Raw genomic sequence first — 24,995 nt, forward strand, 5'->3', positions numbered from 1 at the left:
TTCTCTGCTGCTACTGCTGCGGGCCGGTGGCAGTCCCGTACGGGTTCTGCGTTTCGAGGTAGGCGTACCAGTCGTCGAACTGGTCGCGGTCGTCATGAATGAGCGGTGCGGACGCCCTGGGGCGCGGCCGGTACTGGTCTCGCCCAGTCAGCGGGGCGCCGACTTTCAGGCGGTCGCTGTCAGTGGGCCGTTTGACGATGACCACCCAATGCAACCGGTCCGGGGTGCGGTCCTCACCCGGATGTCTTGACCCGACCAAACTGCTGACTGCAGCGCGTTTGCCTGTCCGCCGCTGACGTCCGCTGGTGGCTCCGTTGAGGATGGTCGGCTGGGTGCGCTTAGACGTCACCGTCAGCATGATGCGGTCGATCGGTGCGAGCGTGTCGAGGGTTTCGCGGGAGAACCATACGTACAGAACTAGCCACGTCAGGAACGCCGGAATGGCAGCCAGCATTGCGGTGAACGGTGTGAACATCAGCAGCAACACCACTGCCGCTGCGACGCCGATCGCCGGGATCAGCGCCACCCAGGCAGCACTGAGGTCGACACCACCGAACTTCGCCAACGACAGGTCCCCGACGGTGAACTGCTTACCGCGGTGCTTGACGATGGGCGTGTAGTCGTAGGCGACGATGTGACCGACGTCGTGTTCACTCATGCTCGGCTGCGCACTTCTAGTTCACGTCGTTGGTGGTCTGGTTCTGGGTCGCCTTGGGCAGCTCCTGGCCGACGTTGACGAGCATGGGGCCAAACAGTGCGCCGCCGCCCAGGAGCAGTCCGCCGACGGCGACGATGGCGACCTTTCCCAACTGCTGACGCAGCTTGCCGCCTTCACCGAACGCGCCAAACATCATCGAAATAGCCAGGCCGGCGATGATCAGCACGATCAGCGAACCGCCGAGGGTCTGCGCGATGGAGACGGCTTTCTGGATAGTGCCGTTGATCGAGTCGACGCCGCCAGCGGCCAAGACGGTCATCGTTGAGGTAGTGGTCATGTTCATCTCCTTGGTAGGGATCTACGGGGTGTCCTCTGCCGACGATTCCGCCGGCGCAGGTGTGGGGGTGGTGGCCGTGTTCTCCGCAGACGGTGCAGTGGAGGTCGGACTGTCGGTGACGGGGCCGCCCGGTGAGCCCGGGGTGATCCCAGCGATGCCAGGCGCCTCGTCGGAGTCGGTGGCCGCCGCCGTGTTGCTGTTGCGTTGGGCCGCCCGATCCCCGGCAGCACCACCAGCGATGTCGGAGACCAGCCACTTCCCGCCGGTGCGCACTACCCGAATCCGGTAGGCCGTGGTCTGGGTGGAGTCCGGCGAATCCGATCGGCTGCCGGAGATCTTCCACGTCACCGTCACCTGCAGGGACGCCACGTCGCCGTTGCTGTACTGGACGGACTGTCCGCCGCTGCTTGAGCGGTTGGTGTAGGCGACGACCTGGTCGATCTGCGGGGATTTGAACTCGCCGTTGAGGCCCCGCTTAGCGTCCGCGGAGGCGTCAGCGGTGACCGCCAGGTCGATCTGGGTGCGGTCGGAAGCCGCCCACGCCGACAGGAACGGCTTGAGCAGGTTCGCCTGCAGGTCTGCGGCCAGCGTTGGGTCCGGCTCGCCGGCCGGGGTGTACCCGGAGGGTCCGGTCACACGCATGCCGGGGGTGATCCCGATGTCGCCGACGACGATCATGTCGTTGGACTCGTTGTCGGCTTGCACCCACACCGGCACCGAGTACGTCTTGTACTTGCCTGGCTTGGTCGACACCAGGTATTCGAGGTAGGCGCCGCGGCCAGTGTCGAAGCTGCCGGAGATTGCTTTGGCGCGACCGGTGTAGGCGATGGTGAACGGCTGTTGGACTTCCCCGCCGTCGGTCCAGCCGCAGCCGTCGGCGGCGCCGCCGGTGCTCATGGACGCCAGTAGCGCCGCGCGAGCCTTCATCTGCTCGCGGTCGCCGTGCGTCAGGCAGGTCTGCAGATACTGCTCGCCGAACGCGGCCATCGCACTGATCGGCATGGTGCTCAGCCGGTAGGCGGCAGCTTCCCCGGGGCTGACCGCTCCCTCGGCGGGGACGGCGCCACGCCCCCACGTGATCCCGATGAGCAGAGCCCCAGCACTGACCGTGGCGGCGACGGCCCCGGTGAACGCGAGCCGTTTGGTGCCCCACACTTTGTTGGTGCCGATCCCGATCTTCTGGCCGGGTTTTCCCACCGGGAAGTGTTCGATCGGCACGCCGTGCTCGTCGTACAGGTCGGGTAGGTCGTCGACCAGCTCGTCGGTGCTGGCTCCGCCGGAGTGCCACAGATTCTTGACCTTGCCGATTGCGCCGGACAGGCCGGTGCGATCGTCGATGGCGAGACCGGCGTTGGTGACGGCAATGAACTTGCCGTCGGCGTCGGTGAAGATCGAGTTGTCGGCGTCGACGGCGATGTAGCCGGCACCTTCGGAGGCCACGTAGTGGAAGACGCGGCGGCCCTTCTTGTCGACGCTGTAGTCCTCGTCGGTGGGCTCGTACACGTATGCCTCGTCGGCGACGGTTTCCTCGTCGGCGGTGGCGAGGTCGTCGGCGGCGGCGATCCTCTCCAGGTCGGCATCCGCTTCGGGATCGACCAGTTCGGCGTGGTCCGGCTGCAGGTCCTCGTCCGTCTCCCCGTCGTCGGCGGGGGAAGCCGCCGCCGCAGGCACGGCCGGCATGGGCGGCTCGGCGATGTCGGTGGGCCGTGCGTGTCGCCCGATCGAGGTGACTGTCGGCAGTGCTTCGGTGGGCGCGGAGTACCGCTGGTCCAGGACGCTGGCAGCCTTGGCGATCGGCATACTGCGCAGCAGGTCGATCCATTCGGCCAGGTCGGGGTCACAGCCGGGTGGTGCCTTGACGTTGGGGTCCACGGGCGGGACTGACGTCATGTACATCAGGCTGCGGGAATCGTCGCCATTGCCTAGCGGCGCGGGCTGCAGGGTGAACGCAGCAGGCACATTGACTCCTCGTCATGCGAGCACTGCGTGAAGGTTCGCCCCGGGGGTCATTCCTCATGCAGGTGCAGTGCAGTTTGGCTTCGAATAGTGAAACCGAGTGTAGAGCACCCCTTTTCCCTTCCGATTCGCTTATTTGTGCAGGTAGGAGACGTGACCTTTGGCGGTGGCGAGGGGCGCTAGAACTGTGGGAGGTCCCCGCCGCCGTCGGGAAGGGTCGCGGCGAACGGATCGTCGGCGAACGGATCGTCCGGCGGCACATCGTCGTACGGGGGTTCTTCCGGCGGCGGCGTCGCGCCACCAAACGGATCGACCGGCCCGGCCCCCTGCTCGCGGCGGTCGGGGCTGGGCGGGGTGTCGGCGGGTGGGGTGCTGGCAGTGATCACGTCGGGGATCGTGGTGTCGGCCAGTCGCGCAGTGTTCAGTGCGTGCAGCTCCCGGTAGAGCGGATCGGTGTGCTGGGACGCCATCCGACGATGGGAGGCCAGCTTCGCGGCCAACCTCGAGCGTTCGACGTCGCTGTCATCGGCGTACGGGTTGTAGTCGTAGGGCGGCTGTCCGACCGGCACCATCTGCAGAACTTCATGCCACCGGTTCGGTCCCTGCGCGCCACCGGTGTGCACGGCAGTCAGTTCCGGTTTCTTGGTGATCCACACCATCTCGCGCACATCGGTGTCATCGTCTGAGCGCAGTCCCTGCACCGACCCGTAGGGCACCCGCGGCATTTCGGTGTCGGTGGCACCGACCTCCTTGGCCTTCTTCGCGCCAGTGAACAGGCGCATCCGGTTGTCGTTGACCGACACCATGTCGCGCGGCATCTTCTTGACCACGACACCGGAGAAGTCGCAAAACTCGCGGTCGTCGACTGCTTCGCCGAGTTGAAGGGCGATCAGATCATTGGCCAGGTTGAGGAGTCGTTTCAGGTATTCGCCGGTCGAGTCGACAATTCGCACGTCAGCGAGAGACTGACTCGACCAGATCATGCGGACACCGACGTCGGCGGACTTGTTGATCAGCCCGATCAGCGATTCGGCCGAGGCCGCGTTGGCCACAGAGCCGAGTTCTTCGATCTGGACGATCACTGGTGGCCACGGGGTGCCGTCGGCGACCGCGCGGCTGGCTCGGGAGGTGTAGTCGCGCAGCGTGGACACCGTGTTCTGCAGGTCCAGCAGAATCATGGAGGCCAGCATCGTTGCTTCCTGCTGGTAGTCGGCCGCAGACAGGTCGAACAGGACGATTTCGCCGCGCACGATGGCCCGCAGCAGGTCGATGCGCAGTGACGGTGAGGCGCCGGGCGACAGTGACTGCGGGTAGAACGCGGACGAGTTGACGAACGCGGCAACGATGGAGCGGGTGTCGGCGATGGCCGAGGACGCGATCGACGAGCGGTTCTTGGCGTCTTCGGCGATCGAGGCGGCGCGCGAGCTGTAGGAGTCGACCATGGCTTGGGCGTCCATTTCGTGGAGGTGCGGGTGATGGTTGCGCACCAGGTCCACGGACAGTCGTTTGCTGGCACGGACGAGGGTGTCCATGTCGAGCATTTCCAGCAGCACCTGCATGGAGCGCTTCTTGCGGCGCTCGGTGCCGCCGTTGGCGAGGGTGCGAACCTCCCATTCCTGTCCTGAGAGGCGGGCGATGTCCCAGGCGAGGGCGGAGATCTCGATGGCGGTTCGCCGGTAGACGTCGCTGGCGTCGCTGTGGACGACCGCGTCGATGAGCATACGGGCGCGGACAGCGCCGGAGCCGCGGTCGAGGGGGTCGTAGTAGCAGGGCGCCGGCGGCTGGTAGGGGTGCTGTGGTTCGAACGGCCCGCCGCCTTTGGGTGCCATGGTGAAGTGCAGGAAGTCTTTGCCGAGGCGTTCGGCGTCGCGGGCCTTCTCGCGCACGAACCCGGGATCGGGTTTGGCGTTGATGATGATCTGGCCGCTGCCGAGCAGGGCTGATTGTTGGCGTGCCAGTGAGTTGGCGAGCCGTGTTTTGCCGGACCGGGTGGTTCCGACGATGACGACCGACTTGGCGAGGTCTTCGACGCGTTGTTGGGCGACGTGACCGTATTCGCCGACACCGAACGCGACCATCTTGTGCTTACTGCTCATGGCTGGTCCTTCGGATCGTGTGCTGGGCAGGGAGTGCGAACGGATCGGCGGGATCGACGGCCGGTGCGGTCGGGGCGGGCGTGGGTGGCGGTGAATCAGGTTGCGGCGCAGCCGATTCGCGGCCTGTGGTGGACGCGGTCGCGGTCGCGGTCGGCGCGGCGGCGGTGGTCTCGGCTTGGAGGGCGTGCAGGTCGGCGAGGAGCTGGTCGACGGTGGCCGGAGTGGGGGGCGCCGGCAGGTAGTGGCCGGCGGCAACTTTGGCGCGTTCGCGGGTGATGCGCATGCGGTCGAGGGTGCCCACGGGGCGCACGTTGGAGAAGCGTTCGCCTTCGATGGTTCCGCGTTCGGCGCGGGCGTGGGAGCGGTAACGGACCACGAGGGCGCAGGTGAGCATGGCCAGTGGCGCGGCGGCGATGAGTTCGGCGGCGAACGCCGAGGCCAGTGAGCGGTCGGCGAAGGCTGCGGCGACAGTCAGTGCGGAGTCGGTGTTGGTCGGGTCGTGTGGGAGGAGCCGTGGCATGAAGTGGCCGAGCTGGGCGAGAACCCAGCCGGCCCAGGCTGTGGCGGACTGGGCGGCCAGCAGTGCCACGAAGCCGGTGACCGCTGCCCACACCAGGTACCAGCGCGCGCGGACGCGGCGGTATTCGTGGGCGAGGATTCCGGCGACGGTGACGGCGACGTACCCGGTGAACAGGAGCGTTGCGATCAGGAGTGCCAGGATCGCGAACGGCAGGAGTTGGCGTTGTATGGACTTTGGTGCCGGTTCTGCGGGGGCAGGGTCGGCTTTGGTGAACAGCCCCAAGACGGTCTCTCCTGTGCGAGGTCGGATGGTGTCCTGATTATGCAAAGGGGACTTTCTGCGCGCGCGCGTGAAAATTACTGGGTCCCCGCCCGCGTGTCGCGCCGCACCGGCGCGGCAGGTGCAACTACCGTCGGAGACGCAGCTATTCGGCGCGCCGCCCGCGCCAAATCTTTGCGAACCGAAGACCGACCACGTACGCTCCGAAGCAATTCGAAGCCAGATCTACGCAGGGACTCGCCATGACAGCATCCTTGGGAGGACGCCCATCTAAGGGGCGGCGCCCACACTCACGTGCGTCTGCATCGATCGACAGCGCACGCATCATCGACAAGCTGCAGGTACACCACCGCCGCGCCAATGTCGCTGACGTCGTCTCGGCCGCCATCATCGTCGGCCTGCGCCATCCCGAACTGCTCGAAAGCGCGTCCCTGCGGTGGGCCAGCTGCCAGGCCCCCGACCCCGGATACCTCGAGGACCTGCGCGACAACGACACCGACGAACAGCCCGGCAAGTACTACCTCCGGATGCCGCAACTTCACCACGACGCAGTCGAAGACCTCGTCACCACCTACTACTCCGGGCCCGATACCGGCATGCGAATCCGGTCGGCACTGCTGTGGGCGGGCCTGCACCACCCGCGCGAGATCCCGGCCGCACTGGCCGAGCTCGACCAGTTCCAGCACCGCACCGCCAGCGGCGTCACCCTGGGCGACCTGTACCTGAACATCATCGAAAACCGCACCAGCCGCGCCCCGCTCAACGCCCGCGCCACCCTGGAAGCGGTCCGCCAGCTCCGCGACGGCATCGACGTCGCCGACGTCGCCGCCGACACCGGGCTGCCCCGCAGACTCCTCACCGCGCTGTCGGTCGAGGCCATCTCCGCCGTCGAAGGGAGCCTCCAGCTGACCGGATAGCCCATCTCCCTCAGTCGATAGCGCGGCACACCGACGCGCCACGCGAGCTGCTAGAACCAGCTGCACATCGGCCGACCAGGATCAGGGCGCAGGAAGTGGATATGCGATTCCAGTCGCGGGGAGCCCGCCAAGCTCCACCACCGTGACCCGGAAATGCGAAATGCCTCCGCTTACGCGAAGGCATTTCATCAAGATTTAGCAGGGCCACCCAGCCACGCAAATCCAACTCCAAGCACCGCCCTGAGCCGAAGCTCGTCGATGTACTCGGTTCAGATATAGCACCCCGCCACAGGATGCGTTTGTCTGTCGGACTTCCTCGGGTACCTGCCAGGGTTCTCGCGTCGGTCCTTTGCGTGCTCCTTGAAAGGCCACGCACATGCGAGGGTACCCCCTTGCCGTGCGGAGGGTCCAGTTTCGCCACCCCTCCGCGTGTTCCCATTCGTCCCATCTGTCACACCCGTCTCGCCAGTCTCGGTGGTATGGGCTCGTATCGGTGGTCTCGGCCACGTCCGAGACCTCCAGGCGCCAGCCATGAGCGCCCCAGCGGCCGCCCCGCACACCGACCTTCACGCTGCCCTTTTCACGATCGGGCTCGCCTGGTCCGGTCACCCAAACACCGTCCGCACCGACCCACAGCGCCGGCAGGTGTACACCACCACCGAACGCGCCCCACTGACCGCGCGACTGCAGCAGCCGCCGAACTACCCGTGGGCCATCCACACCACTACCGCCGGCCGCAACCGCACCATCCTGGTCGCCGACTTCGACCGCGCCCGCACCGACTCCGACACCACCCCGGCACCGACAGCGGCAGCCGAAGCCGACCTCTTCAGCGCCATGCTCAGCGCCCTCGGCTGCCCGCACCTGCTGGTCCGCTCCTCCGTGCACGACGGTGTCGACTCCGGTCGCCGACACGTCCTTGTCCTCCTGGACCAAGCGTGGGAGCCACCCATCGCCGCCGCCGTCAGCGACTGGCTGACCCGACAGTTCCTCACCGTCGACCGCAGCCCGATGGCGGCCTCACGCACCGCGGCGATCCGCTTCCCCGGCGCCCCGCACCGCGGCGGCGGGCACGCCGAACTCGCCGCCATCGCCGCCCCCGACAACGCCGACCCCCACCACGTCCTCACCGGGCAGCTGCGCGCGCCCACCGACCTGGCCACCCGACTTCTTGCGTGCGACCCGGCTGGCGGGGCACCGGTTCCCGCTGACCTCATCGCCGGAACCGCCGGCCGCCGCATCGCCGATCCCACCGAGATCGACCACCTATGCCAGGCCGCAGCACACCAGATCGCCGACCGAGTCGGAGTCCTCGCCCCCGCCAACCCGGGCCACCACCGGCACCTGCCGCCGCCACCACCGCTACCGCCACTGGCCGCCATCGACCCCCAACTACTCGCCCCCGACACCGCCGTGCGGATCGTCGGCGGCGGCGCATGGGCCTCCCTGATCGACCCGCACAACCTGCTGCCGCACCTAGACGAGCTGCATCGGCAGGCCGTCGAAAGCCACGCCACCGTGACGCCGATGTGGCGCACTCAGGGGCACCGCATCTGCCCGTCCCCCACCGTTTCTCGCCCCAACAGTGGCGCCGGCCGCGACCCTCGACTGCGCGCTCTCAACCCGGAACTGGCACGATTCCTCAACGCCCCCGGCGAGCTACCCGCCCACCTCGACGCCTCCGCAATTCAGCACCGCGGACTCATGTCGCTGGTGGTGCGCCGCCTGTCGTTCGACGACGTCTGGGATCTAGCCCGCCCCGGCCGCCAGCTGTTCACTCACTCCTACTCCGAACGCGACGGCCGGCACAGCAGCACCCGAATCCCGCGCACCCGAACCCAGTTCCGCGAGCACCTGCGCCGCCAGTACCTTCGTGCCTGCACCGCAGTCGAAGAATCCGGCTTCGCACAGCCCGCCGACACCGAAGCAAGCACCGCCGCCCTCAACCACGTCAGGCGACTGCTCGCCGCCGCCGAACGCGACACGCGCATGGGCTACACCAAAGACGGCCACACACTCATGCGCGTTTACACCGCGCACCTCAAGCGCGCCGCCGCCACCGCCTCCCGCAGCTACTACGCCGGGTGCCGCGACCTCGCCGCCGACGCCGGAATCCGATCCCCACAAACAGTGGCAACAGCCAACGCCCAGCTCGTAGCCGCCGGTTATTTGATCGTCGAGCAGCCCTCCGAAGGGCGCCGGGCAACCGGGTGGGCCTTGGGTTCAGGACCTGATTGGACACAAGGGGAACCCGCACCCCAGACCCTTCCTCGGGAAGACCTCTGGCTACTACTGGCGACGAGAAGTCTGCATTTCCAACACGATGTGTGGCTGGCCTCGAACGCCCCGACCGCAGCCAGCCTGGTTCTGCTGCACCTGGCTCACTACGGGCGGCGAACAGTCCCCGAACTGCAGGCGGCTACCGGCCATAGTGCCCGCGCGATCGTAGCCGCCACAGCCTGGCTGAACCGGGTCGGACTCGTCGACGACCAGGGTGAACCCGCCGCAGATCAGGCCGCCTACATTGCTGCTGCCGAACGCACCCACACCGCCGGAGCCTGGTCGCGCCTGCACCACCGGTGGCTGTGCGAACGCGCCCGCTGGGACTGGTGGTGCGCCGAAAAAGACTTCCTCAGCGCCCGCAACGACACCCGCGAACAGGCGTGGACAAGTTCGGTGCTCGCCGACCGCGGTCGCTATCCGCGACACCCGGACAACACCCCCGACCACGGCGCCGCCATGACAGCGTGCGCGCACACCATCACGCTCACCGAGGTGACCCGATGAACCAGAACACCCTTCAGTCACGGCACCGGTACACGCCGCGCCGGAGCAGCATTCGCCGCCCGAACCTCGGCCGCCAAGCACCTGTCCAGATTCGATTCCTGCCCACCCCCGGACGGCACCATCAGCCAACGAACGAACGTCAAAATGCCGCGACGCTCGGGCCGAATGTCCTCTTCCCACAGCTGCCGCCACACCTTCCACCGCTTGTAACTGCAGCGGTAACGGGCATGCAGCACACGCTGATCAAGGCTGTACTGCACACCCGGATCGTCGGCGGTCACCTCATGAACCAACATGGGCAGCGCCGGGCTCTGCTGAGCCCAGTTCACCCACTGGTACTCGTCAGGCATGGCGCGCTCGATGTAGCCGTCCCGGAACTTCCCATCAGCACCCGGCCGGCCCCGCAACTGCTTAGCGGTCTCGGGCACACACAGCCACTGCACCTGCCGGAATTGGCCGCGCCGGAACACCGGCTGCTGCTTCTGTTCCTGCTCACCAGTCTGCGGATTCGTGCGGACCACCGTCGTGGTGCGGAACCCTCCGAACCCGTCCGGCACCAGCCGCGCCACCGCCTTCGAGTAGCCGGCAACGATGGACGCCAACCGGTCATTGGCCTTGGACGCCAACTCGATCTCCACCGCAATCAACTCGCCGGTCGTCGGATGAATCTGCACAAAATCGGGGTAGCGCACCGAACCGGGCTGCGGATCATCCAGACGTTGACCAACCGCCGGATACGCGGCCGCCAACACCGAGTCATCAGCCACCAGCTCGCGATCGCCGCCGACTGGACCTGGCTTGGAACGCCACACCTTCCCGGGCACAATCCCCAACTCGAACTCGCTGTCGGCGAACTTCGCGCCCACAGCCTCCGAAGTCATGAACTCACGCACCACCGCCAGATCCTCACCATCAAGCAAACGGATCTGCCGTTCGGTGAGCACCCGAAAACCCTGCGACTGCGCCAACAACATGCGGTCAGCAACCAAGGCAGCGTGCAACAGATTGTCCGGCACCGACAGGTAGCGGTTCGCCAACCGATCGAACACCGGCGGCAACCCCTGCAACCCGACAATCTGACCGGCCCGCGTCGGCGTCAACACCATGCCCGCCCACTCCGGCACACCATCGTCACGGTTCAACAGGCCTGCAGCAACCATCTTCGACACCCGCTGCGAAGCCGTCGACTGCTTCCCGCCATAGAACCACTTCGCCGCCTGACGCAACAGCACCATGCCGTGCAACGAAGCGAACTCCAACAGCGCCTCATCACGGGCAGTACGCCGCCAGCCATGACCCTTCCGGGCCTCACCCGAACGATGCGAAACAACCTGGGAGGCCACACGACTGGACTGCTCACGATGCCAACGCGTAAACCGACGGTCCACCTGCGCGGCGTCAACGAGCTCCTGCGGGATCGCCTTGACCACCCTCACACCCTCCCAAATATCACGTCATTACCACTGTCATTTACCACAATGACCACGAACCTAAAACCCGCGACACGCCCACCAGCACAAACAAAGTCACAAAGTCATTTCAAAACCACCAACATTTTCCCGACTCTCGCACCAGCACCCACAACACACACAGCACCTATTTGAAAGCGTTTACGGACTGTGTGTGTTGCGGGTGCTGGTGCTCGCCGTCCCTGCCGTCAGGTGCGGCCCCTCATGCGAAGCAACGGTGTCAGGGCGGAATCGACCTATTCGGCCGATCCCGCCCTGCCCCCGGCTTCGCGGGCCACACCTGCCGGCAGTGCCGGGCCGGGGGCGCGCTCCCCCGACAGCCACGCTCACACCCCTACCGGGGCGTGATCCTGGGTCGGGTGGGACGCCCCCGGCGCGCAGCTACCGCAGGGGCCGGGACTGTGCAGCCGCCGTCACCACCGCCCGGCGGGCAACGCCGCCGACCACCGGCCGGCAACAACGAAGACCGCAGTCCCGCGGTGGGCCGCGTCCGCCCTTCGGGCCTGGACGCTTCAACCCAGCCCGGGTCACTGCCCGGTGGCGAGCCCCCTTTCCCGGGTCGGGTACCGCTGCCGGGGCGGGGTGGTGTCGACGACGGTGCTGGCTTCGCCGGTGACATCGACGCCCACCCCGGGGGGCGGGCTGCCGAGACAGGTCACCCAACTCGTGCCGCCGGGGTGGGCGACCACGGCCATCCCGAGCCGAGCAGCTGCAAGCCCCAGGCCCGGAGGGCGGGGCGAACCGCACCACACACACCAAGGGTCCAGGCCCGAAGGGCGGACCCGAACCCAGCCACCCGCCGACGACCCGGCGGCCACCGACGCCACCACCGCAGCACCCGTCGGTGTGCACCCCCGGCCGCAACCAGGCACCACACCGTCACCAACACGCAAGCCCCAGGCCCGGAGGGCGGGGCGAACCCCACCACAGCAACACCCCGGGCGCACCGGCTGCTCGTGGCGGCGGCGAACACCGGGCCATCGCACACCACGACGCCGGCAACGCAGCCACCAACCCCACAACACGCAAGCCCCAGGCCCGAAGGGCGGGGCGAACCGCCACGACCACACCAAGGGTCCAGGCCCGAAGGGCGGACCCGAACCCAACCACCGGTGGTGGCTGGGTCGGCAGGCCGCTTCGCGGCCTCCCGGCGGCGCGGCCTGCGGCCGCGCTTTTCTTCTTCTCCCCCTTCCGTAGCTGGGGCGGCGCGGGCTTGTCGGCCGCGGTGCACGGTCGGTGGATACGCGGGTCTTTGTGTGACTGGTAATGAGCGGCGGGGTGGCGTGGCGGCGTGGGCTGGCGGAGCGCGGCGGGCGCAGCTCGGCGCTGATGATTGGGGACAAGAATCGGGCGGGTTCGCACCCGTGGGTTCGGGCTGTCGGCGGAGGGCTGGTCGGTCGCTGGTCGGTCGCTGGTCGGTCGCTGGTCGGCGCGGTCGGGCGCGGGCGGGTGCGGGCGGGGCGGTCTGCTTGGGGACAAGGATAGAAGCGGCGGGCGAGGTGCCTGTGGGTGCGGGCCGCGGGCCGCGGGCCGGTGGCGGCGTCGGGGCGGGCCGGCCGCGGCGCCGGCGGGCTGGCTGTCGCGGCCCGATTGGGTGGGGACTGGCAGCTGGTGCCGGCGGGGGTGGCGCGCTCGGCCAGGCCGGTGGCCGTCGCCGTCGTCGACCGCGCGGCGAACAGTGCTCACCACGCGGGCGGGTCGGCCGATCGGGGTGGGGACTGGATGGGCTCGCGAGGGTCGGTGACCGCCGGGTGGCGGTGCCCGAGTCTGGCGGCGCAGACATGGGCGGAGGTCGCACAGGTTGGGGACAAGAACGACCTGGGTTGGTGTCGGTTCTCGGCGGCGGAGCGATCCCCGGATCCGCGGGCAGCCGCCGGGGGCGGCCCGGCCGGTCCAGTAGACGTTCGGCGGTGGCGAAAGGCGCCGGTCAGCGAGGGGACTGGATGCCCACCGAGCCGCAGTCGCGGCGGGCGCGTCCGCTGCGGCGGGATCGAGTGTGACCGGTCGCGGATCGGGCCTGCCGGCCGCCGAGATTGGGGACAAGCCTGTGGTCGGTGGCGAACCCGTGGGTGCGGGCTGTCGGGTGGGTGCGCCCGCGGGAGGCGGCGATCCTGCCGCCACCGCCGAACAACAGACCCAGCCCCTCCGGGCGGCGCCGTCGCGCGGTCGCCCGCCGATCCGTGTCGGCGGGCGGCAGTGTTCGCTCAGGCCCGGCTTGCACGAGCGGTCAGGCTGTCCGCTCCGACGTCCGCCGGCGGTGCTGGCACCGCGGACTGCCAGCGGACGCGGGCAGTCCGCTGGGTGCCGCAGGCCGGAGGAACGTGCTGGTGCGATTGCGTTGATCCCGGCCGCTGGTGCCGGGCCGACTCCCGGGGAAGGAACCTCATGAGCACTCCCAGCATCACCACCGATCCCGCCGCCGTCGATCCGACCGCCGTCGATCCGACCGACGTCGATCCGACTGCGGCCGCCTGGGCGGAACTCTCCTTGGCCGCCGCGCTCGTGCCGGAACTCGCCGTGCCGTTGCGGGCGCTCGCCGACCAGATGGGTGCCGTCGCCGCCGCTGACCAGATCGCGCGCTGGCAGATGCCCGGCGACGGCGGTGATCTGCCGTTCGCGTTCCAGGCCCTCAACGCCTACATGGGTACGCGCCAGCCCGGCGCCGAACTGCTCGCCGACGCCCACGCCGCCAACATCCGCTTCATCCCCGGCGACCAGCTGCCCGATACGTGGGAGTTGCCCGGCGTGTGGGTGTACGGGGACGGCCCGGATTCGTTGCTCACCACGCGGGCGGTCGCGGTCCTCGGCTCCTCCTCCTCATCCCGCTATGCCGACGGAGTGGCTGGCGACTTCGGGATCAGCCTGGCCGAGCAGGGACAGGTTCTGTGCAGTGACGGCGGATTCGGTGCCAGCAGCGCCGCCCTGCGCGGAGCGCTCGTCGCACGCGGCACCACGGTCACCGTGCTTGGCCGCGGCCTGGATGTGGCGCTGCGGGAAGCGGGGTCGATGAGCCGCCTGTACGCGGCGGCCGCCGAGGACGGTCTGCTCGTGTCGGCGCAGCCGCCCGGGTTCGCCGCCTCCACCGCCCGACGCGGCCTGGCCGGGGACATGATCGCCCGGTACGCCCGCGACGTCGTCGTCGTCGAAGCCGCCGTCGGCGACCCCGCCCTGGCCATCGCCGCGACCTCCCTCTCCCTCGAAGGTCACGTGTGGGGCGTGCCCGGGCCGATCAACAGCCGCCTCTCGGCCGGAGTGAACGCGGCGATCGCCCGCCAGCAGATGGTGATGCTCACCGCCGTCACCGACCTGAGCCTGTAGCCCCGCGACGACTGCCGGGCCCCGCCGACCGTGCGGGGCCCGGCCGACGCATCTCCGCGACCGGCAGCGGCCCCGCCGCCAGGCGGCTGTCCGCCGCAGCCTCCGCCCGGCCGGCACGGGCACTCAACGCCGGGAGCTGGCCTGCGGCGCGGTCGGCGGAACTTGACGGGGGCGTGAACGTGCCGCACCATTGTTTCTGGTACCGATAACTTTTCGGTATGAGCGACCAGCTACGCAGCACGTACTTCGTCGGCCCGAGCCAGCAGGAGATCCGCGACATGCCGGACTACGCGCGCGCCGAGATCGGCTACGGACTGTTCCTGCTCCAGCAGGGACGCGACCCGCTCAGTTGGGCTCCGGTGAAAACCGTCGGCACCAGCGTCCGCGAAATCCGCATCAAGCGGGGCACCGACATTCACCGCTGCCTGTACCTGCTCGCGGGCACCCCGACCGCCGTGTACGTGCTGCTCGCGTTCACCAAGAAGGACCAGCAGATACCCCACCGAATCCTCACCCTGGCCCGCACCCGCTACCGGGACGTGCAGGCCGTCTTGAAAGGACAGCGCCCATGAGCACGTTCATCCACGAAGAAGACCCCCTCACCGCCGTCACCGACTCCCCCGCCGAAGCCGAGAACCTGCGGGTGCGGGCGGTCCTGATGACCGCGGTCATCGACCAGATCGCCGCCCGCAAACTCACCCAGCGCGTCGCCGCCGACCTCGCCGGCATCACCGCGCCCCGCATGAGCGAGTTGTGCCACGGCCGGATCGACAAGTTCTCCCTCGACGCCCTGGTCAACATCGGCGCCGCCCTCGGCGTCCGCGTCACCGTCGACGCCTGACCGCACCAGCCCGCCGCGACGCTGCCGGACGCGCTACTGTCCGGTGGCCGGGCCCGACCGGCGAGCGGGTGGGCGTTGTGCCCTGGAGCTCGAGACATGACTAAGAAGTGAGGACACGATGACCGGACCTGGACAGCCTGGCTGGTACCGCGACCCGTGGGGGCCAGGGTGGCGGCGCTGGGATGGACATTCCTGGACCGCTGACGCCGCGATGGAACCACCGGCAACCGCACCGTGGTGGCGCCAGCGGTCGGTCGCAGTACTTGCCGGCATTGTCGTGGCCGCGTCGTTGGCGACAGTGATCGCGGTGGCCGCGACAGGAGGCGGGGACAGCTCGGAATCGACGAGCCAGGCGACCGAGCAGCCGTCATTTCCCGCGGTCAATAGCTCACTTTTCCCCGGTGTCAGCCAGGCTGAGTGGGAGGAAGCCGCCACCACCACGTGCACTCGTTTCAAGTCTCAGTACCGGGACCGGGACATCAGCTTGAACAACATCGCGACCTATATCCGGGTGAGTTCGCGGGAAGTGATCATCAGGAACCGTTGGCATGTGCAAGGCGGCGCGATGAGCGTCCCGCCCGATGAACTCATCGGGTTGGAGGAAGCGTTGGAGGAAGTGACCTTCGAAGGCCCCCTCGCGCCGTGCGGGCAGTATTCGAGCCAGTACCGACAAGCCCAAAGTGAACTCGACGCACTGACCTACTGAGGTAGCCGGCCACCGAATCTAGGCAGGGGGTGGCCGTCAGTGGAACTGCCGCACCCGACGAACCTGCGGAATCCGTGTCAGCTCGTCGGAGCACGCAGTAGGTGCGGCCGCCGCCAGCTCGGCTACCGCCTGCGGGCAGTCCGTCACCAGGGTTGTGGCCGCGTTAGCGAACGTGCCATGCAGCACCATCTCCCCGGACCGGTCGATGTCAAAGGTGAACGCCCGATCGTCGGAGTTGGTGAACATCACCGTCCGCACCGGCGCAGCGCCCGCGGTGCGGATCCGCTCGGCGGACACGCTCGCCAGCAGCCACCGGTGCTGACGCAGCTCAGTGAACGGGAACAGGCACGGCCACGGAATCTCGATGAAACTCATACCTAGAGTCTCGACCGCAGGTCCGACAGTGCGCGGCTAGCCACGATGGGGCGCCCCTGCGTCCGCCACGCACCCATGGGTGCGGGCTGTCGGCGGCGGGTTCACCCCGAACGGAAACGCCCAGGCACACCCGGCAGCAGTCGCGAACTGAGTGCGCGCGCCCGGCGTAGGTGGACCGCGGGCCACCCCACCTGCGGCGGTGTTCCTCGTTCGTCAGAGCCCGCCGCTACGCTTCAAACATGCAGGTCACAGCACGCTTGGGCGGAGTGAAGTCATGACACGCCGCTACTACATCACCGACGGACCGCGGGCCACCGGGATCATCGAATGCTCCGCCGACTACTTCGGTGAGGCCGCGCTGTCCGGCAGAGGCGTGGTCGACGTGCACCTAGCCGACGGCAGCGTCGACAGCATCGCCGGCACCCGATACCTCGAGGCCGATCTCCATCTCGTGCTGTGGGCTTACGAACACGCCGACCGAACCCTGGACGTGGTCTACATGGGCGCAACGCTGGCCTCCTACCCGCCCGAGCAGTGGGTGCGGTGGGAAGAACGCCAATCCCGGCCGTGCTGATCACTGCGCCGCGTGCTGTGGCATACGCCCAGACCTGGTGCGACTGAGGAAGCTCAGTTCCGAGGAGTCGGAGGGAACAGTCGGTCAGCGATCGCCTGCAGCTCCGCGGCCATCGCCACCGAGTTGGTCGTAGCGAAGGTCTCGGCGCCGCCCGTCGCCGTCGCATTGGCCGAGGCAGTGAACACCCGGACTGCGCCGGCCAACTCCCGGCCATTGGCGATCGCCTCTGCCTCCGCTCTGACCAACTCGGTGACAGCCGCGGTTTCTGCGGCAAGCTGACCTGCCTGCGCCTGCACGGTCTCCGCCTGAGCCTGCGTGGTCGCCGCCTGCGCCTCCACAGCGGCTTTTCGTGCCTCTGCTGCCTCATTTCGGGCGGCTTGGGCCTCGTCCTTGGCGCCCGCTGTCGCGTTGTCCGCTGCAGCGACCGCTCCCCGACTCACTTCACGGCCGAACACCCAGCCGACGGCGGTGAACACTATGGCCTGGAGGCCACCGAAGACGTACACATACCGCGACCACTTCTCCTCGGTGATGCCCTCGTTATCGGCCCAATTGAGGAGGAGCGCGCCGAACACGACGTATACGAGCAGCAAGGCGCACGCGAACCAGAACAGGAACAAGAATGGCTGCTGTTCACCCAACTCGGCCGGCTTATTGGAACCATCTGCGTCAGGTCGTTGGCCTGCTTCCTTTCCCTGCTCAACCCCCTGCCCAGCGTCCGGTTCAGCAATGGTCGGGGGCTCAGGATTGGTACTCATGAAGAAATGCTAGGGCCAAGAAACCAGCAGCAAGCAGCGATCGGCGATTACCGCCTGTACCGGCACTCCAACGCTGTCCGGCCGCCGTCACCGCTCGCCGCGTGCTGGTCGCGAGCAGCCTAATCCCCTCCCGCTGCAGGCTGTGCGGGCCCACCCGGCCAGCACCGATGAAGACCTCCACTGCCCGAAAGAACGCCGTCACCGCCGGCGGCGGCTGCCTGGTTCGGGTTGCCGCAATCTGGCGGCGGCCACTGGCAGCGTGATCGGCAGTCAACCACCCCCGACCACCGCAGGAGAACATCGTGTTCCTCATCGTTACCAGCACCGAGATCGCCGAAACCAGGTCGTGCGTGGAGGTGCCCGACCACTTCGACGTCGCCAACTCCGAGCACCGGTCGGCCCTCAACGAGGTGCTGCTGCAAGGCGAATCGGGCGGCGACATCAACTCGCGCACCCTGCAGATCACGGTCGACGAAGCCCCCGACTGGCACTGCGACCTCACCGTCGACGACGACGAACTGACCGGCCCCACCATCCCGTCCACCCCGCCGACCCCGAACTCGTGGAACACGTGGACGTTCTTCGGGCACTGGGAAGATTCGATCCTGGTCATCGACGTCGTCCTGGCCGGAGAGCACGCCACCGGGCAGGTCAGCGTCGAAGGAGTCTCCGACGTCGACCGGTGGTGCGCGATCGGCAGCGGACCCACCGCCGAGGCCGTGCTCGCCGAGCTGCGCGCCGAGTACGAGAACACCGACAGCGAATAGAAGGGGACGCGAATCGTGGATATGACTCCGGCGCGCACCGGCAGGGACCGGCCGATCAAGGGGCCCGCGCCCCGCCCGTGCGCGTCCTGCCCGTACCGGCAGGACGCGCCGTCGGGGGTGTGGGAGGCCAGCGAATACGAGACGCTGACCGGCTACGACGCCCCCACCTACGCCCAACCCGAGCGACTGTTCCTGTGCCACCAGAACGACGCCGACAGTGACGCCGCCCGCCTGTGCGGCGGCTGGGTCGGCTGCCACGGCACCGAGCTGCTGGCACTGCGCCTGGCCACCGCCGACGGGACACTCGCCGCCGAGGACGTCGACAGCACCCTCACCTACAGCTCACCCATCGCCCTGTTCGGGTCCGGGCGTGAAGCCGCCGACCACGGTGTCGCCGACATCGACCAGCCCGGAGCGTCCGCGCAGGCGGCGATCAGCAAGATCGTGCGCCGCCGACGCCTAACCTAACCGGCCGGGTCGACCGGCACCTGATCCAGTCGTACCGACATCGGCCACGTCACCGTCTGATCAGGTGCCAGGAACACGTCCGGGTTGAACTCCAGGCCGGAGATCACCGTGTCCGCCTGGAACCGGCCCTCATCGACCATGAACACCACCAGACCGTCAACGTCACCGCCGCTGGTCGCCGGGTCAGTGAGCAGCCCAAACGACCCCGGCAACCCCGACAGGGCTGTTGCTTCCACGTTCTGTCCTGCTCCGCCGGCGAGATGCCAGTGCGGGGATGCCGCCGGCAGCGTCCCCGACGACACCCGAATCGACACCGGGAACACCAGCAGTGGCGTGTTGGCCGAGGAGCGGGTGCGGTACGGGTCGCCGACCTGCACCGTCGCGTCGTAGTCGTCGCCGCGCACCACCTGCACCCGCCCGGCCCGCTCCGCGGTGCTCGAGGCCGGCGTCGGCCTGTCCGCCGTCGACGAGCTCGCCGCCGACGCAGAGGCTGTTGGCGTCGCGGTCGCCGAGTCCGACGTGCTCTCCGTGCACGCGGTCGCCGACGCCACCACGACGACGGCTAGGCCGGCGGCCGCCCGGCGGTCATCGGCGGCCGCCGGCAGCTGCGACGGCCTGCTCCGGGGTTCGGCCGGCCTCCCACATGTCGTTGAACCCGTCGAGAGAGAAGCCGTCGGTTTCGTCGTCGCCGTCGACACTCACACCCAACAGCAGCTCCACCTTGTCGATCCACTTGTCGAAGTCGGTCGGATCGCACGCGGCCGACTCGGCCGCCCACCCCGCCAAGTGGTCACTGCCCGACTGCGCCAACACGCCTCGTTCGTAGCTCATGGAACTCACGGTAGAAGCCGCCCCTGACAGTCCCCGCCGGTCCCGGATACTCACTGCTGGCTCCCGCGACCTGTCCGGCGCCTGACTATCGGGCAACAGACTCGGACCCGCGGGTGGGTGGGTGCCGGCACCCGCGGGCCGCCAGCCCCGGATGCCGCAGCCGCAGAGGGCCGCCCCGGAGCGTGGAGTCCATCACCACCAACCGAAGGGGAGCCGCCATGACCGTCACCGCAGAACGCACCGCCCACACCACCGCGGAGGCCGGGACGATCCACGAGCAGCGCAAGCAGCAGATCGCGGCGGAGAAGACCGCACTGTTCCTGCGCCACCCGCACCTGCTTTTCATGCTGTGCGCCGCCCACGAGAACTGCACCCACCGCGGGCACCTGCGGTCAGCCAAGACCAAGTTGGCGGCCGCCCGCACCCTCGACCTGGACGGGTTCGCCGCCGCCGTGCACGACGCTCACTGCGACGCCTGGGCCGAAAGCTCCCACGGCGCGTACTACCGCAAGCGCGCCGAAGCGAACTGCGGGGTCGACGCCTGCACCCACATCGCCTACATCGCCGCCCTGCCGTGGATCGTGGCCGTGCACCAGAAGCTGACCGCCTAACCCTGCGGACGGGGAGCGCACCGGAGGCACCAGCCGCCGGTGCGCTCCCGCCGCAGCAGGGCAGAACCGCGCCGCGAACCGTCCGCAGCTGTCCGCCGGCAAGCCCGGTCCTAGCCGGTCAACGCCCCGTTCAGTGAGGGGGCGCACCCGCCGGTCGGTGCCGCACCGAGACAGACCGGCAGGGCACCGTTCGGAGGTAGGTGAACGCAGGGTTCGCCCACGAAGGAGAGGTTCGCAGCATGTTCGACAACACCATTCAGCGGGTCAGCAGCAGTGAGGCTGCCGCCGAGTTCGGTCGGTTCGCGCAGGAGTACCCGATCATGGCGTCGGGGATGAAGACGGTCGCCATGGTGGCGGCGATCGTACTGGGCATGGTGCTCTACATCGCCCTGATCAAGGCGATTCTTCGGCTGCCATTCATGGCCGCAGCCGTGGAGCGACTGCGGGAAACGGTGGCACGCACCCGGTACGGGGCGGCGCTCGGCGAGCACTTTGCTACGCCCGACCGTCAGCGTGACGGCTGGAACGTCCGCCACTAGCGGGCAGCACGACAAGGGGGTGGGCCGGTGCCAGTCGCCGACCCACCCCTTGTCGTTCGGTCAGCGGCCCTCGCCGCCGCCGGCGACTGTCCGCCCCTGCCCGCCCCTGCCCGCTCCGGGCGGCATTCGTGCTGCTGGGCGACCAGGTTTCAGGTGCCGCAGCCTCGTGCAGAGGGCCTGCAGGATCGGTCCCAGAAACATCCCCGATCGAAACGAGAACCCCCGATGCCCGCGATCCTCGTCACCCGCTACCGCCTCGTCGAAACCACCACCGTCGTGGACGTCCCCGACGGATTCGATCCGTCCAACTCCGAGCACCGCGACGTGCTCATCGACACCGTGGAAGCCATCGAAGGCGACGGCGACGCCGTCTCGTCGCACCTGACCATCGAACCGGCCCCGCAGAACCATCACAGCGACGGGCGCGTCGACGACGACGAGATCGTCGTCGACGACACCGACGCCGCCCCGCCCACCACCTGGGGCACCTGGACGTACCTGGGGCACTGGGACAACAGCTCGCTGGTCATCGACAGCGTCCACGACGGCGACATCGTCGACACTCGCCCCGACGACGGGACCTGGGAGGAAGGGCTGTTCGCCGACGCCGTCAGCGCCCCCACCATTGAGGACGGCCGCCAGCTGCTCATCGAGGAGTACGTCAACACCGACGACTAGCGCACCGGCCGGTGGCCCGCACCGTGCGCGGTGCGGGCCACCCACGCCCCGCCCTGCCGCCACCGGGCAGTGTGCGATCGGCCGGCAGTCGACTATCCGACACCTGGCGCAGGCCCTAGCCCCACCTCTCCCCGACGCGGCAACTGTCCGCCCCGCCGCCGGCAATAGCGACCAAAGGGCGGGGTGGCTGTCCGGTGACTGCCCTGCGTGACCGGGGTGAGCCGGCCGTGCGTGCCGCACCCGAAAAACGTTGTCTCGCATTCTGATTGCAGTTCATCCACCAGCAGTCAGGAACCACCATGAGCGTCGTCATCGCCACCACGTCCAGCCCGCAGACCACCATCAACGACAACTGCCACATGCTCGACGCGGTCCACGAGGCCAACAAGGTCGCCGCCCAGGTCTACTGGGTGAAGATCGAAACCTCGGCGGCGCGCGGCACCTACGTCGACGCCGACGGCAACGATCAGCGTGTGCTGGTGATGGACCTGGCGACTGTTGCTGACGCCGACAAGCTCGCCGGGGCGGCCTGGCTGCACGAGCAGGAGTGGCTGCAGCCGTCGGCGTCCCTGAACCCGCACCGCCGCCGCCGCTGACCCCGCGCCGATGACCCGCCCGCCCATCCCCCGTGGGGCGGGCGCCCGAGGCCCGACACTCTCCTCCCCCCCCTAGAGAGCGTCGGGCCTCAACCTCTACTCGGCCGGCACCGCGCGCAACCGCCGCGACGAAGCCGCCACCGCCACCTCGTATCGCCCAGGAGAGACACCACCATGAAGAAGCACACCGAGCCCACGCAGTCCCGCCCGCCCGCCCGCGAGCAGGTGATCGACACCCACCACTACGAAGCCGGGTGCCGTAACCCGCACCGGTGGCGGTACGCGTCCACCATCGCTCCCCGCCAGATCTTCCCGATCTACTTCCAGCGGCTCGCCGACGCGAAGCGGTACGACGCGCAGACGGCGGCCGCGCTCGGATGCCTGCCCGGCATGACCACAATGCGCATCGAAGAATGGGACGGTCAGGCGTGGCGTCCACTGGCCGACACTCCGTGACCTTTACCGCCGTGGTCAGCGATGGTCTTGTCGGCCTACTGACGATCGGGCGCTCTAGTACGGGCTCGCCGACCGGAAATCAGTGCCGCTTGTCCGTCTCATCGGACCTGTGGTGCCACAGATCCCTTAGCGGCTGTCCGACCCGGCCTTCCCGGGCCGCCGACGCCGCCGGTGCGCAGAGAAGGGCGGACGACGCTCCGCCTTCACCGTCAACGGTCGCCGCCTCACTGTTGGCGCCGCAGCTGGGAAAACCGGATTGGGAGCATAACCGGACGAAGAACCTGGCACTCCCGGAAGGAGACTCGACCCGCATGGCCACCACACTCCAGCAGCGCCGCAGCGAGCAACGCTTCAATGCCGGCGTTGATCACTTTCACCGGTACTGGCTCGACCACCGCAGCACCTGGGTGCCCGAGGGGGCCGTCGTCGACGGCTACCCGCTGGGCAACTGGGTCGCTGCCCGCCGCGCCGACGCCCGCGCCGGACGTCTGACGCAGGACCGTCTCGACGTCCTCGACACCCGCTTCCCCGGCTGGCGCCAACGTGCCCGCCTGCGGTTCGCCGACGGTGTGGCAGCCACTCGCCGCTACCGCGACCGGCACGGCACGGCCATGGCGCCGGCTGACGCCGTCGTCGACGGTTTCCCGTTGGGCCGCTGGCAGCAGGGCCGCCACATCGAGTACCGGGCCGGACGGATCCCGCAGCAGCAGATCGCGCAGCTGGCTGCAGAGTTCCCCGACTGGACGTGGACGCCCGGCCGCCCCCGCCAGTCCTTCGACGAGCTGCTGGACGTGCTCCGCCGGTACGGGAACGAGCACGGCACCACCTGTGTGCCGGCGGCGGTGACCTACTGCGGGGTGCCCTTGGGGACTCGCGTCATCTCCCTGCGCAGCAAACGCCGCGCCGGTCGCCTCCACGACTGGCAGGTCGCGGCCCTCGAAGCGCTGCCCGGCTGGGAATGGGACGGCTACGAAGCACGCCTGGAACAGGCGATCGCCGCCCTCTACCGGTATGCCACCGACCACGGTCCCGGCAAGGTTCCACGATCAGCGGTTGTCGGCGACGTCCGTATCGGGGCCTGGTGTCGGGCCCGGCGGGATGAGCTGCGGGCCGGTCGCCTCAACCCCGCCACCGCCGCCCGCCTCGAACAGGACATGCCCGAACTGTGGAACTGGATGAGCTCCAACCACCACCCCACCGTGTCGCGCGTTCGCGCCGACGCCGCCTAGATGGAAGGAACCTGACATGCATAAATCCGTCGACTACTCGACCTGCACGTGCGGGAAGCGCAGCTACCACTGCCGGCGCGACGCGAGCAAAGCCAAACGCTCCCACCCCCAGCAGAAGCACCTGACCGTGTACCGGTGCGCCTACACCGGGCAACTGCACCTGGGGCACACGCCAGAAGCGTTGCGACGCGGCGACATCAGCCGCGACGAATTGGCGGCCTCCCAACGCAACCACCACCCCGTCGCTGCCTGATCATCATCGGACCACCGGCCTCCTCCTCATGGAGGCGAGCCGGTGGCCGATACGGGCGCACCTGTCCGAGCGCGGCTGCGTCTGCGCAGTTCACAGCGCTCAGGCAGGGGCAGGATGCCGCACCTGAATCAGGGCTAGCTGGAGGCTGATCTCACACCTACTGCCAGGAGAGATCACATGACCACCGTGGAACACCCCGCCGGCGACGTCGTCGTCCGCCAGTACCAGACGATGACCAACGAGACCGCCTACTCGGTGGCCTACGGTCACCCGGACGGGCTCACCGTCCTGGTCACCCCACACAAGGGCAATACGTGGATCGTGTGGCATTCCAACAGCCTCAACACCCTCTACCGTGGCCCCCTCGATCAGGCGATGGCCGTGGCCACGGCGCGGGCAGCCCAGCGGGCCGCCAGCTTGCCCGCCACCACCGACTCCGGTGGCTTCTCCTGCCGACCCGCCACCGCCGACGACGTCGACGGCAGCATTCGCCGTCTCTGAACCACCACGTCGCCCCGCAGCCCGCAGCGTCGGGTTGCGGGGCGCCACCATGCGCGACGGCCGCTGCAACGGAAACAGCCGGTAAGAGTGGCCTGTCACCCTGGGACTGCCACAGACAAGGAGGCCCAAGATGCCCGCATCCCATCCCGCCACCACGCCACAACCCGACGTCTCGGCGCTGCTGCACCGCGGCTACCAAGTCATCGACCACCTGCCCGAACCCAACTCCGAGCAGTGGCACCAATACCTGGCTGAGATCGACTGGGACCACCCCGACCATGAAACAGCTGGCCGCGACCTCCTGGCGGTCACCCGCGAACTGCTGGGCGCACTCGAAGCGGCCGCCGGCAGACAGTTCCCGGCCGCCAGCTGACCGCCCGAACCCACACCCACGGGTACGGGCTGTCCGATCGGGTGCGCAGGGCAGCACCCAACCGGACAGTGACTGCTGAGAGCTGCTCGGTCGAGTCCCCCT

At 68.6% G+C, this 24,995-nt stretch carries 28 protein-coding genes; 18 read left to right on the plus strand and 10 right to left on the minus strand.

Annotation, left to right across the window (positions count from 1 at the left end):
• Window positions 1–10 precede the first annotated feature (10 nt).
• From ACFFJD_RS02095 to ACFFJD_RS02115, 5 genes are all read right to left on the minus strand, one after another.
• Complete coding sequence (locus ACFFJD_RS02095; protein WP_382360203.1) at window positions 11–658, minus strand: hypothetical protein; 648 nt, start codon at window positions 656–658, stop codon at window positions 11–13.
• Between the two features lie 16 nt (window positions 659–674).
• On the minus strand, window positions 675–995 hold the full coding sequence (locus tag ACFFJD_RS02100; RefSeq protein WP_382360205.1) for a hypothetical protein: 321 nt from the start codon (window positions 993–995) through the stop codon (window positions 675–677).
• A 21-nt stretch (window positions 996–1,016) separates the two neighbouring features.
• A complete protein-coding gene (locus tag ACFFJD_RS02105) occupies window positions 1,017–2,954 on the minus strand; it encodes a conjugal transfer protein (RefSeq protein WP_382360207.1) in 1,938 nt (645 codons plus the stop codon).
• 176 nt (window positions 2,955–3,130) lie between these two features.
• Window positions 3,131–5,047: a type IV secretory system conjugative DNA transfer family protein gene (locus tag ACFFJD_RS02110; RefSeq protein ID WP_382360210.1), complete on the minus strand. Its 1,917-nt coding sequence runs from the start codon at window positions 5,045–5,047 to the stop codon at window positions 3,131–3,133.
• The gene (locus tag ACFFJD_RS02115; RefSeq protein ID WP_382360212.1) at window positions 5,037–5,849 is read right to left on the minus strand and encodes a hypothetical protein; all 813 of its coding nucleotides are present in this window, start codon (window positions 5,847–5,849) and stop codon (window positions 5,037–5,039) included. Before ACFFJD_RS02115 ends, ACFFJD_RS02110 begins: the two co-directional genes overlap by 11 nt.
• Before the next feature lie 239 nt (window positions 5,850–6,088).
• Between ACFFJD_RS02115 and ACFFJD_RS02120 the strand changes: the two genes are divergently transcribed.
• Together ACFFJD_RS02120 and ACFFJD_RS02125 are read left to right on the plus strand one after the other, a co-directional pair.
• A complete protein-coding gene (locus tag ACFFJD_RS02120; protein WP_382360215.1) occupies window positions 6,089–6,763 on the plus strand; it encodes a hypothetical protein in 675 nt (224 codons plus the stop codon).
• A gap of 531 nt (window positions 6,764–7,294) precedes the next feature.
• The gene (locus tag ACFFJD_RS02125; RefSeq protein WP_382360218.1) at window positions 7,295–9,550 is read left to right on the plus strand and encodes a hypothetical protein; all 2,256 of its coding nucleotides are present in this window, start codon (window positions 7,295–7,297) and stop codon (window positions 9,548–9,550) included.
• A 17-nt stretch (window positions 9,551–9,567) separates the two neighbouring features.
• On the opposite strand, the gene ACFFJD_RS02130 is transcribed toward ACFFJD_RS02125, so the two are convergent.
• The gene (locus ACFFJD_RS02130; protein WP_382360221.1) at window positions 9,568–10,980 is read right to left on the minus strand and encodes a hypothetical protein; all 1,413 of its coding nucleotides are present in this window, start codon (window positions 10,978–10,980) and stop codon (window positions 9,568–9,570) included.
• Window positions 10,981–13,404: 2,424 nt separating this feature from the next.
• Between ACFFJD_RS02130 and ACFFJD_RS02135 the strand changes: the two genes are divergently transcribed.
• From ACFFJD_RS02135 to ACFFJD_RS02150, 4 genes are all read left to right on the plus strand, one after another.
• Window positions 13,405–14,337 (plus strand): DNA-processing protein DprA, encoded by a 933-nt coding sequence (locus tag ACFFJD_RS02135; RefSeq protein WP_382360224.1) that lies wholly within the window; start codon window positions 13,405–13,407, stop codon window positions 14,335–14,337.
• Window positions 14,338–14,555: 218 nt separating this feature from the next.
• Window positions 14,556–14,909: a type II toxin-antitoxin system RelE/ParE family toxin gene (locus ACFFJD_RS02140; RefSeq protein WP_382360227.1), complete on the plus strand. Its 354-nt coding sequence runs from the start codon at window positions 14,556–14,558 to the stop codon at window positions 14,907–14,909.
• Window positions 14,906–15,178, plus strand: coding sequence for a helix-turn-helix domain-containing protein (locus tag ACFFJD_RS02145; protein ID WP_382360230.1), 273 nt, complete (start codon window positions 14,906–14,908; stop codon window positions 15,176–15,178). Before ACFFJD_RS02140 ends, ACFFJD_RS02145 begins: the two co-directional genes overlap by 4 nt.
• Window positions 15,179–15,389: 211 nt before the next feature.
• The gene (locus ACFFJD_RS02150) at window positions 15,390–15,884 is read left to right on the plus strand and encodes a hypothetical protein (protein WP_382360233.1); all 495 of its coding nucleotides are present in this window, start codon (window positions 15,390–15,392) and stop codon (window positions 15,882–15,884) included.
• A 36-nt stretch (window positions 15,885–15,920) separates the two neighbouring features.
• On the opposite strand, the gene ACFFJD_RS02155 is transcribed toward ACFFJD_RS02150, so the two are convergent.
• Window positions 15,921–16,259: a hypothetical protein gene (locus tag ACFFJD_RS02155; protein ID WP_382360236.1), complete on the minus strand. Its 339-nt coding sequence runs from the start codon at window positions 16,257–16,259 to the stop codon at window positions 15,921–15,923.
• A 274-nt stretch (window positions 16,260–16,533) separates the two neighbouring features.
• Between ACFFJD_RS02155 and ACFFJD_RS02160 the strand changes: the two genes are divergently transcribed.
• Window positions 16,534–16,833: a hypothetical protein gene (locus ACFFJD_RS02160; RefSeq protein ID WP_382360239.1), complete on the plus strand. Its 300-nt coding sequence runs from the start codon at window positions 16,534–16,536 to the stop codon at window positions 16,831–16,833.
• Between the two features lie 53 nt (window positions 16,834–16,886).
• Here ACFFJD_RS02160 and ACFFJD_RS02165 read toward each other — a convergent pair whose 3' ends face one another.
• Complete coding sequence (locus ACFFJD_RS02165; protein ID WP_382360242.1) at window positions 16,887–17,591, minus strand: hypothetical protein; 705 nt, start codon at window positions 17,589–17,591, stop codon at window positions 16,887–16,889.
• 302 nt (window positions 17,592–17,893) lie between these two features.
• On the opposite strand from ACFFJD_RS02165, the gene ACFFJD_RS02170 reads away from it, so the two are divergent.
• Both ACFFJD_RS02170 and ACFFJD_RS02175 read left to right on the plus strand, forming a co-directional pair.
• Window positions 17,894–18,358, plus strand: a complete 465-nt coding sequence (locus tag ACFFJD_RS02170; RefSeq protein WP_382360245.1) for a hypothetical protein — start codon at window positions 17,894–17,896, stop codon at window positions 18,356–18,358.
• Window positions 18,359–18,379: 21 nt separating this feature from the next.
• A complete protein-coding gene (locus ACFFJD_RS02175; RefSeq protein WP_382360248.1) occupies window positions 18,380–18,826 on the plus strand; it encodes a DUF6283 family protein in 447 nt (148 codons plus the stop codon).
• Here the strand turns inward: ACFFJD_RS02175 and ACFFJD_RS02180 are convergent.
• Window positions 18,823–19,377, minus strand: coding sequence for a hypothetical protein (locus ACFFJD_RS02180; protein WP_382360250.1), 555 nt, complete (start codon window positions 19,375–19,377; stop codon window positions 18,823–18,825). The genes ACFFJD_RS02175 and ACFFJD_RS02180 overlap by 4 nt on opposite strands.
• 34 nt (window positions 19,378–19,411) lie before the next feature.
• Entirely contained in the window at window positions 19,412–19,657 is a 246-nt protein-coding gene (locus ACFFJD_RS02185) for a hypothetical protein (protein WP_382360253.1), read from the minus strand.
• A 218-nt stretch (window positions 19,658–19,875) separates the two neighbouring features.
• On the opposite strand from ACFFJD_RS02185, the gene ACFFJD_RS02190 reads away from it, so the two are divergent.
• From ACFFJD_RS02190 to ACFFJD_RS02230, 9 genes are all read left to right on the plus strand, one after another.
• Window positions 19,876–20,268 (plus strand): hypothetical protein, encoded by a 393-nt coding sequence (locus ACFFJD_RS02190; RefSeq protein WP_382360256.1) that lies wholly within the window; start codon window positions 19,876–19,878, stop codon window positions 20,266–20,268.
• 239 nt (window positions 20,269–20,507) lie between these two features.
• Window positions 20,508–20,807: a hypothetical protein gene (locus ACFFJD_RS02195; protein WP_382360259.1), complete on the plus strand. Its 300-nt coding sequence runs from the start codon at window positions 20,508–20,510 to the stop codon at window positions 20,805–20,807.
• A gap of 225 nt (window positions 20,808–21,032) precedes the next feature.
• Entirely contained in the window at window positions 21,033–21,485 is a 453-nt protein-coding gene (locus ACFFJD_RS02200) for a hypothetical protein (RefSeq protein ID WP_382360262.1), read from the plus strand.
• Window positions 21,486–21,784: 299 nt separating this feature from the next.
• On the plus strand, window positions 21,785–22,081 hold the full coding sequence (locus tag ACFFJD_RS02205; RefSeq protein WP_382360265.1) for a DUF7280 family protein: 297 nt from the start codon (window positions 21,785–21,787) through the stop codon (window positions 22,079–22,081).
• 174 nt (window positions 22,082–22,255) lie between these two features.
• A complete protein-coding gene (locus ACFFJD_RS02210) occupies window positions 22,256–22,537 on the plus strand; it encodes a hypothetical protein (protein WP_382360268.1) in 282 nt (93 codons plus the stop codon).
• 311 nt (window positions 22,538–22,848) lie between these two features.
• On the plus strand, window positions 22,849–23,766 hold the full coding sequence (locus ACFFJD_RS02215; RefSeq protein ID WP_382360271.1) for a helicase associated domain-containing protein: 918 nt from the start codon (window positions 22,849–22,851) through the stop codon (window positions 23,764–23,766).
• Between the two features lie 16 nt (window positions 23,767–23,782).
• Window positions 23,783–24,019: a hypothetical protein gene (locus tag ACFFJD_RS02220; RefSeq protein ID WP_382360274.1), complete on the plus strand. Its 237-nt coding sequence runs from the start codon at window positions 23,783–23,785 to the stop codon at window positions 24,017–24,019.
• A 177-nt stretch (window positions 24,020–24,196) separates the two neighbouring features.
• Complete coding sequence (locus ACFFJD_RS02225) at window positions 24,197–24,520, plus strand: hypothetical protein (protein ID WP_382360276.1); 324 nt, start codon at window positions 24,197–24,199, stop codon at window positions 24,518–24,520.
• Between the two features lie 130 nt (window positions 24,521–24,650).
• Window positions 24,651–24,893, plus strand: coding sequence for a hypothetical protein (locus ACFFJD_RS02230; RefSeq protein WP_382360279.1), 243 nt, complete (start codon window positions 24,651–24,653; stop codon window positions 24,891–24,893).
• Window positions 24,894–24,995: the final 102 nt, after the last annotated feature.

The organism is Gordonia phosphorivorans, from assembly GCF_042432625.1.
Taxonomy (GTDB): domain Bacteria; phylum Actinomycetota; class Actinomycetes; order Mycobacteriales; family Mycobacteriaceae; genus Gordonia; species Gordonia phosphorivorans.

Bases quoted from the DNA above. Each gene is read 5' to 3' on its own strand.
- ACFFJD_RS02160 (WP_382360239.1), top strand. From the start codon at position 16,534: ATGACACGCCGCTACTACATCACCGACGGACCGCGGGCCACCGGGATC.
- ACFFJD_RS02165 (WP_382360242.1), bottom strand. From the start codon at position 17,591: ATGAGTACCAATCCTGAGCCCCCGACCATTGCTGAACCGGACGCTGGG.
- ACFFJD_RS02200 (WP_382360262.1), top strand. From the start codon at position 21,033: ATGCCCGCGATCCTCGTCACCCGCTACCGCCTCGTCGAAACCACCACC.
- ACFFJD_RS02230 (WP_382360279.1), top strand. From the start codon at position 24,651: ATGCCCGCATCCCATCCCGCCACCACGCCACAACCCGACGTCTCGGCG.
- ACFFJD_RS02175 (WP_382360248.1), top strand. From the start codon at position 18,380: ATGACTCCGGCGCGCACCGGCAGGGACCGGCCGATCAAGGGGCCCGCG.
- ACFFJD_RS02120 (WP_382360215.1), top strand. From the start codon at position 6,089: ATGACAGCATCCTTGGGAGGACGCCCATCTAAGGGGCGGCGCCCACAC.
- ACFFJD_RS02150 (WP_382360233.1), top strand. From the start codon at position 15,390: ATGGAACCACCGGCAACCGCACCGTGGTGGCGCCAGCGGTCGGTCGCA.
- ACFFJD_RS02135 (WP_382360224.1), top strand. From the start codon at position 13,405: ATGAGCACTCCCAGCATCACCACCGATCCCGCCGCCGTCGATCCGACC.
- ACFFJD_RS02185 (WP_382360253.1), bottom strand. From the start codon at position 19,657: ATGAGCTACGAACGAGGCGTGTTGGCGCAGTCGGGCAGTGACCACTTG.
- ACFFJD_RS02140 (WP_382360227.1), top strand. From the start codon at position 14,556: ATGAGCGACCAGCTACGCAGCACGTACTTCGTCGGCCCGAGCCAGCAG.
- ACFFJD_RS02205 (WP_382360265.1), top strand. From the start codon at position 21,785: ATGAGCGTCGTCATCGCCACCACGTCCAGCCCGCAGACCACCATCAAC.
- ACFFJD_RS02215 (WP_382360271.1), top strand. From the start codon at position 22,849: ATGGCCACCACACTCCAGCAGCGCCGCAGCGAGCAACGCTTCAATGCC.
- ACFFJD_RS02210 (WP_382360268.1), top strand. From the start codon at position 22,256: ATGAAGAAGCACACCGAGCCCACGCAGTCCCGCCCGCCCGCCCGCGAG.
- ACFFJD_RS02100 (WP_382360205.1), bottom strand. From the start codon at position 995: ATGACCACTACCTCAACGATGACCGTCTTGGCCGCTGGCGGCGTCGAC.
- ACFFJD_RS02155 (WP_382360236.1), bottom strand. From the start codon at position 16,259: ATGAGTTTCATCGAGATTCCGTGGCCGTGCCTGTTCCCGTTCACTGAG.
- ACFFJD_RS02195 (WP_382360259.1), top strand. From the start codon at position 20,508: ATGTTCGACAACACCATTCAGCGGGTCAGCAGCAGTGAGGCTGCCGCC.
- ACFFJD_RS02125 (WP_382360218.1), top strand. From the start codon at position 7,295: ATGAGCGCCCCAGCGGCCGCCCCGCACACCGACCTTCACGCTGCCCTT.
- ACFFJD_RS02220 (WP_382360274.1), top strand. From the start codon at position 23,783: ATGCATAAATCCGTCGACTACTCGACCTGCACGTGCGGGAAGCGCAGC.
- ACFFJD_RS02190 (WP_382360256.1), top strand. From the start codon at position 19,876: ATGACCGTCACCGCAGAACGCACCGCCCACACCACCGCGGAGGCCGGG.
- ACFFJD_RS02110 (WP_382360210.1), bottom strand. From the start codon at position 5,047: ATGAGCAGTAAGCACAAGATGGTCGCGTTCGGTGTCGGCGAATACGGT.
- ACFFJD_RS02225 (WP_382360276.1), top strand. From the start codon at position 24,197: ATGACCACCGTGGAACACCCCGCCGGCGACGTCGTCGTCCGCCAGTAC.
- ACFFJD_RS02095 (WP_382360203.1), bottom strand. From the start codon at position 658: ATGAGTGAACACGACGTCGGTCACATCGTCGCCTACGACTACACGCCC.
- ACFFJD_RS02145 (WP_382360230.1), top strand. From the start codon at position 14,906: ATGAGCACGTTCATCCACGAAGAAGACCCCCTCACCGCCGTCACCGAC.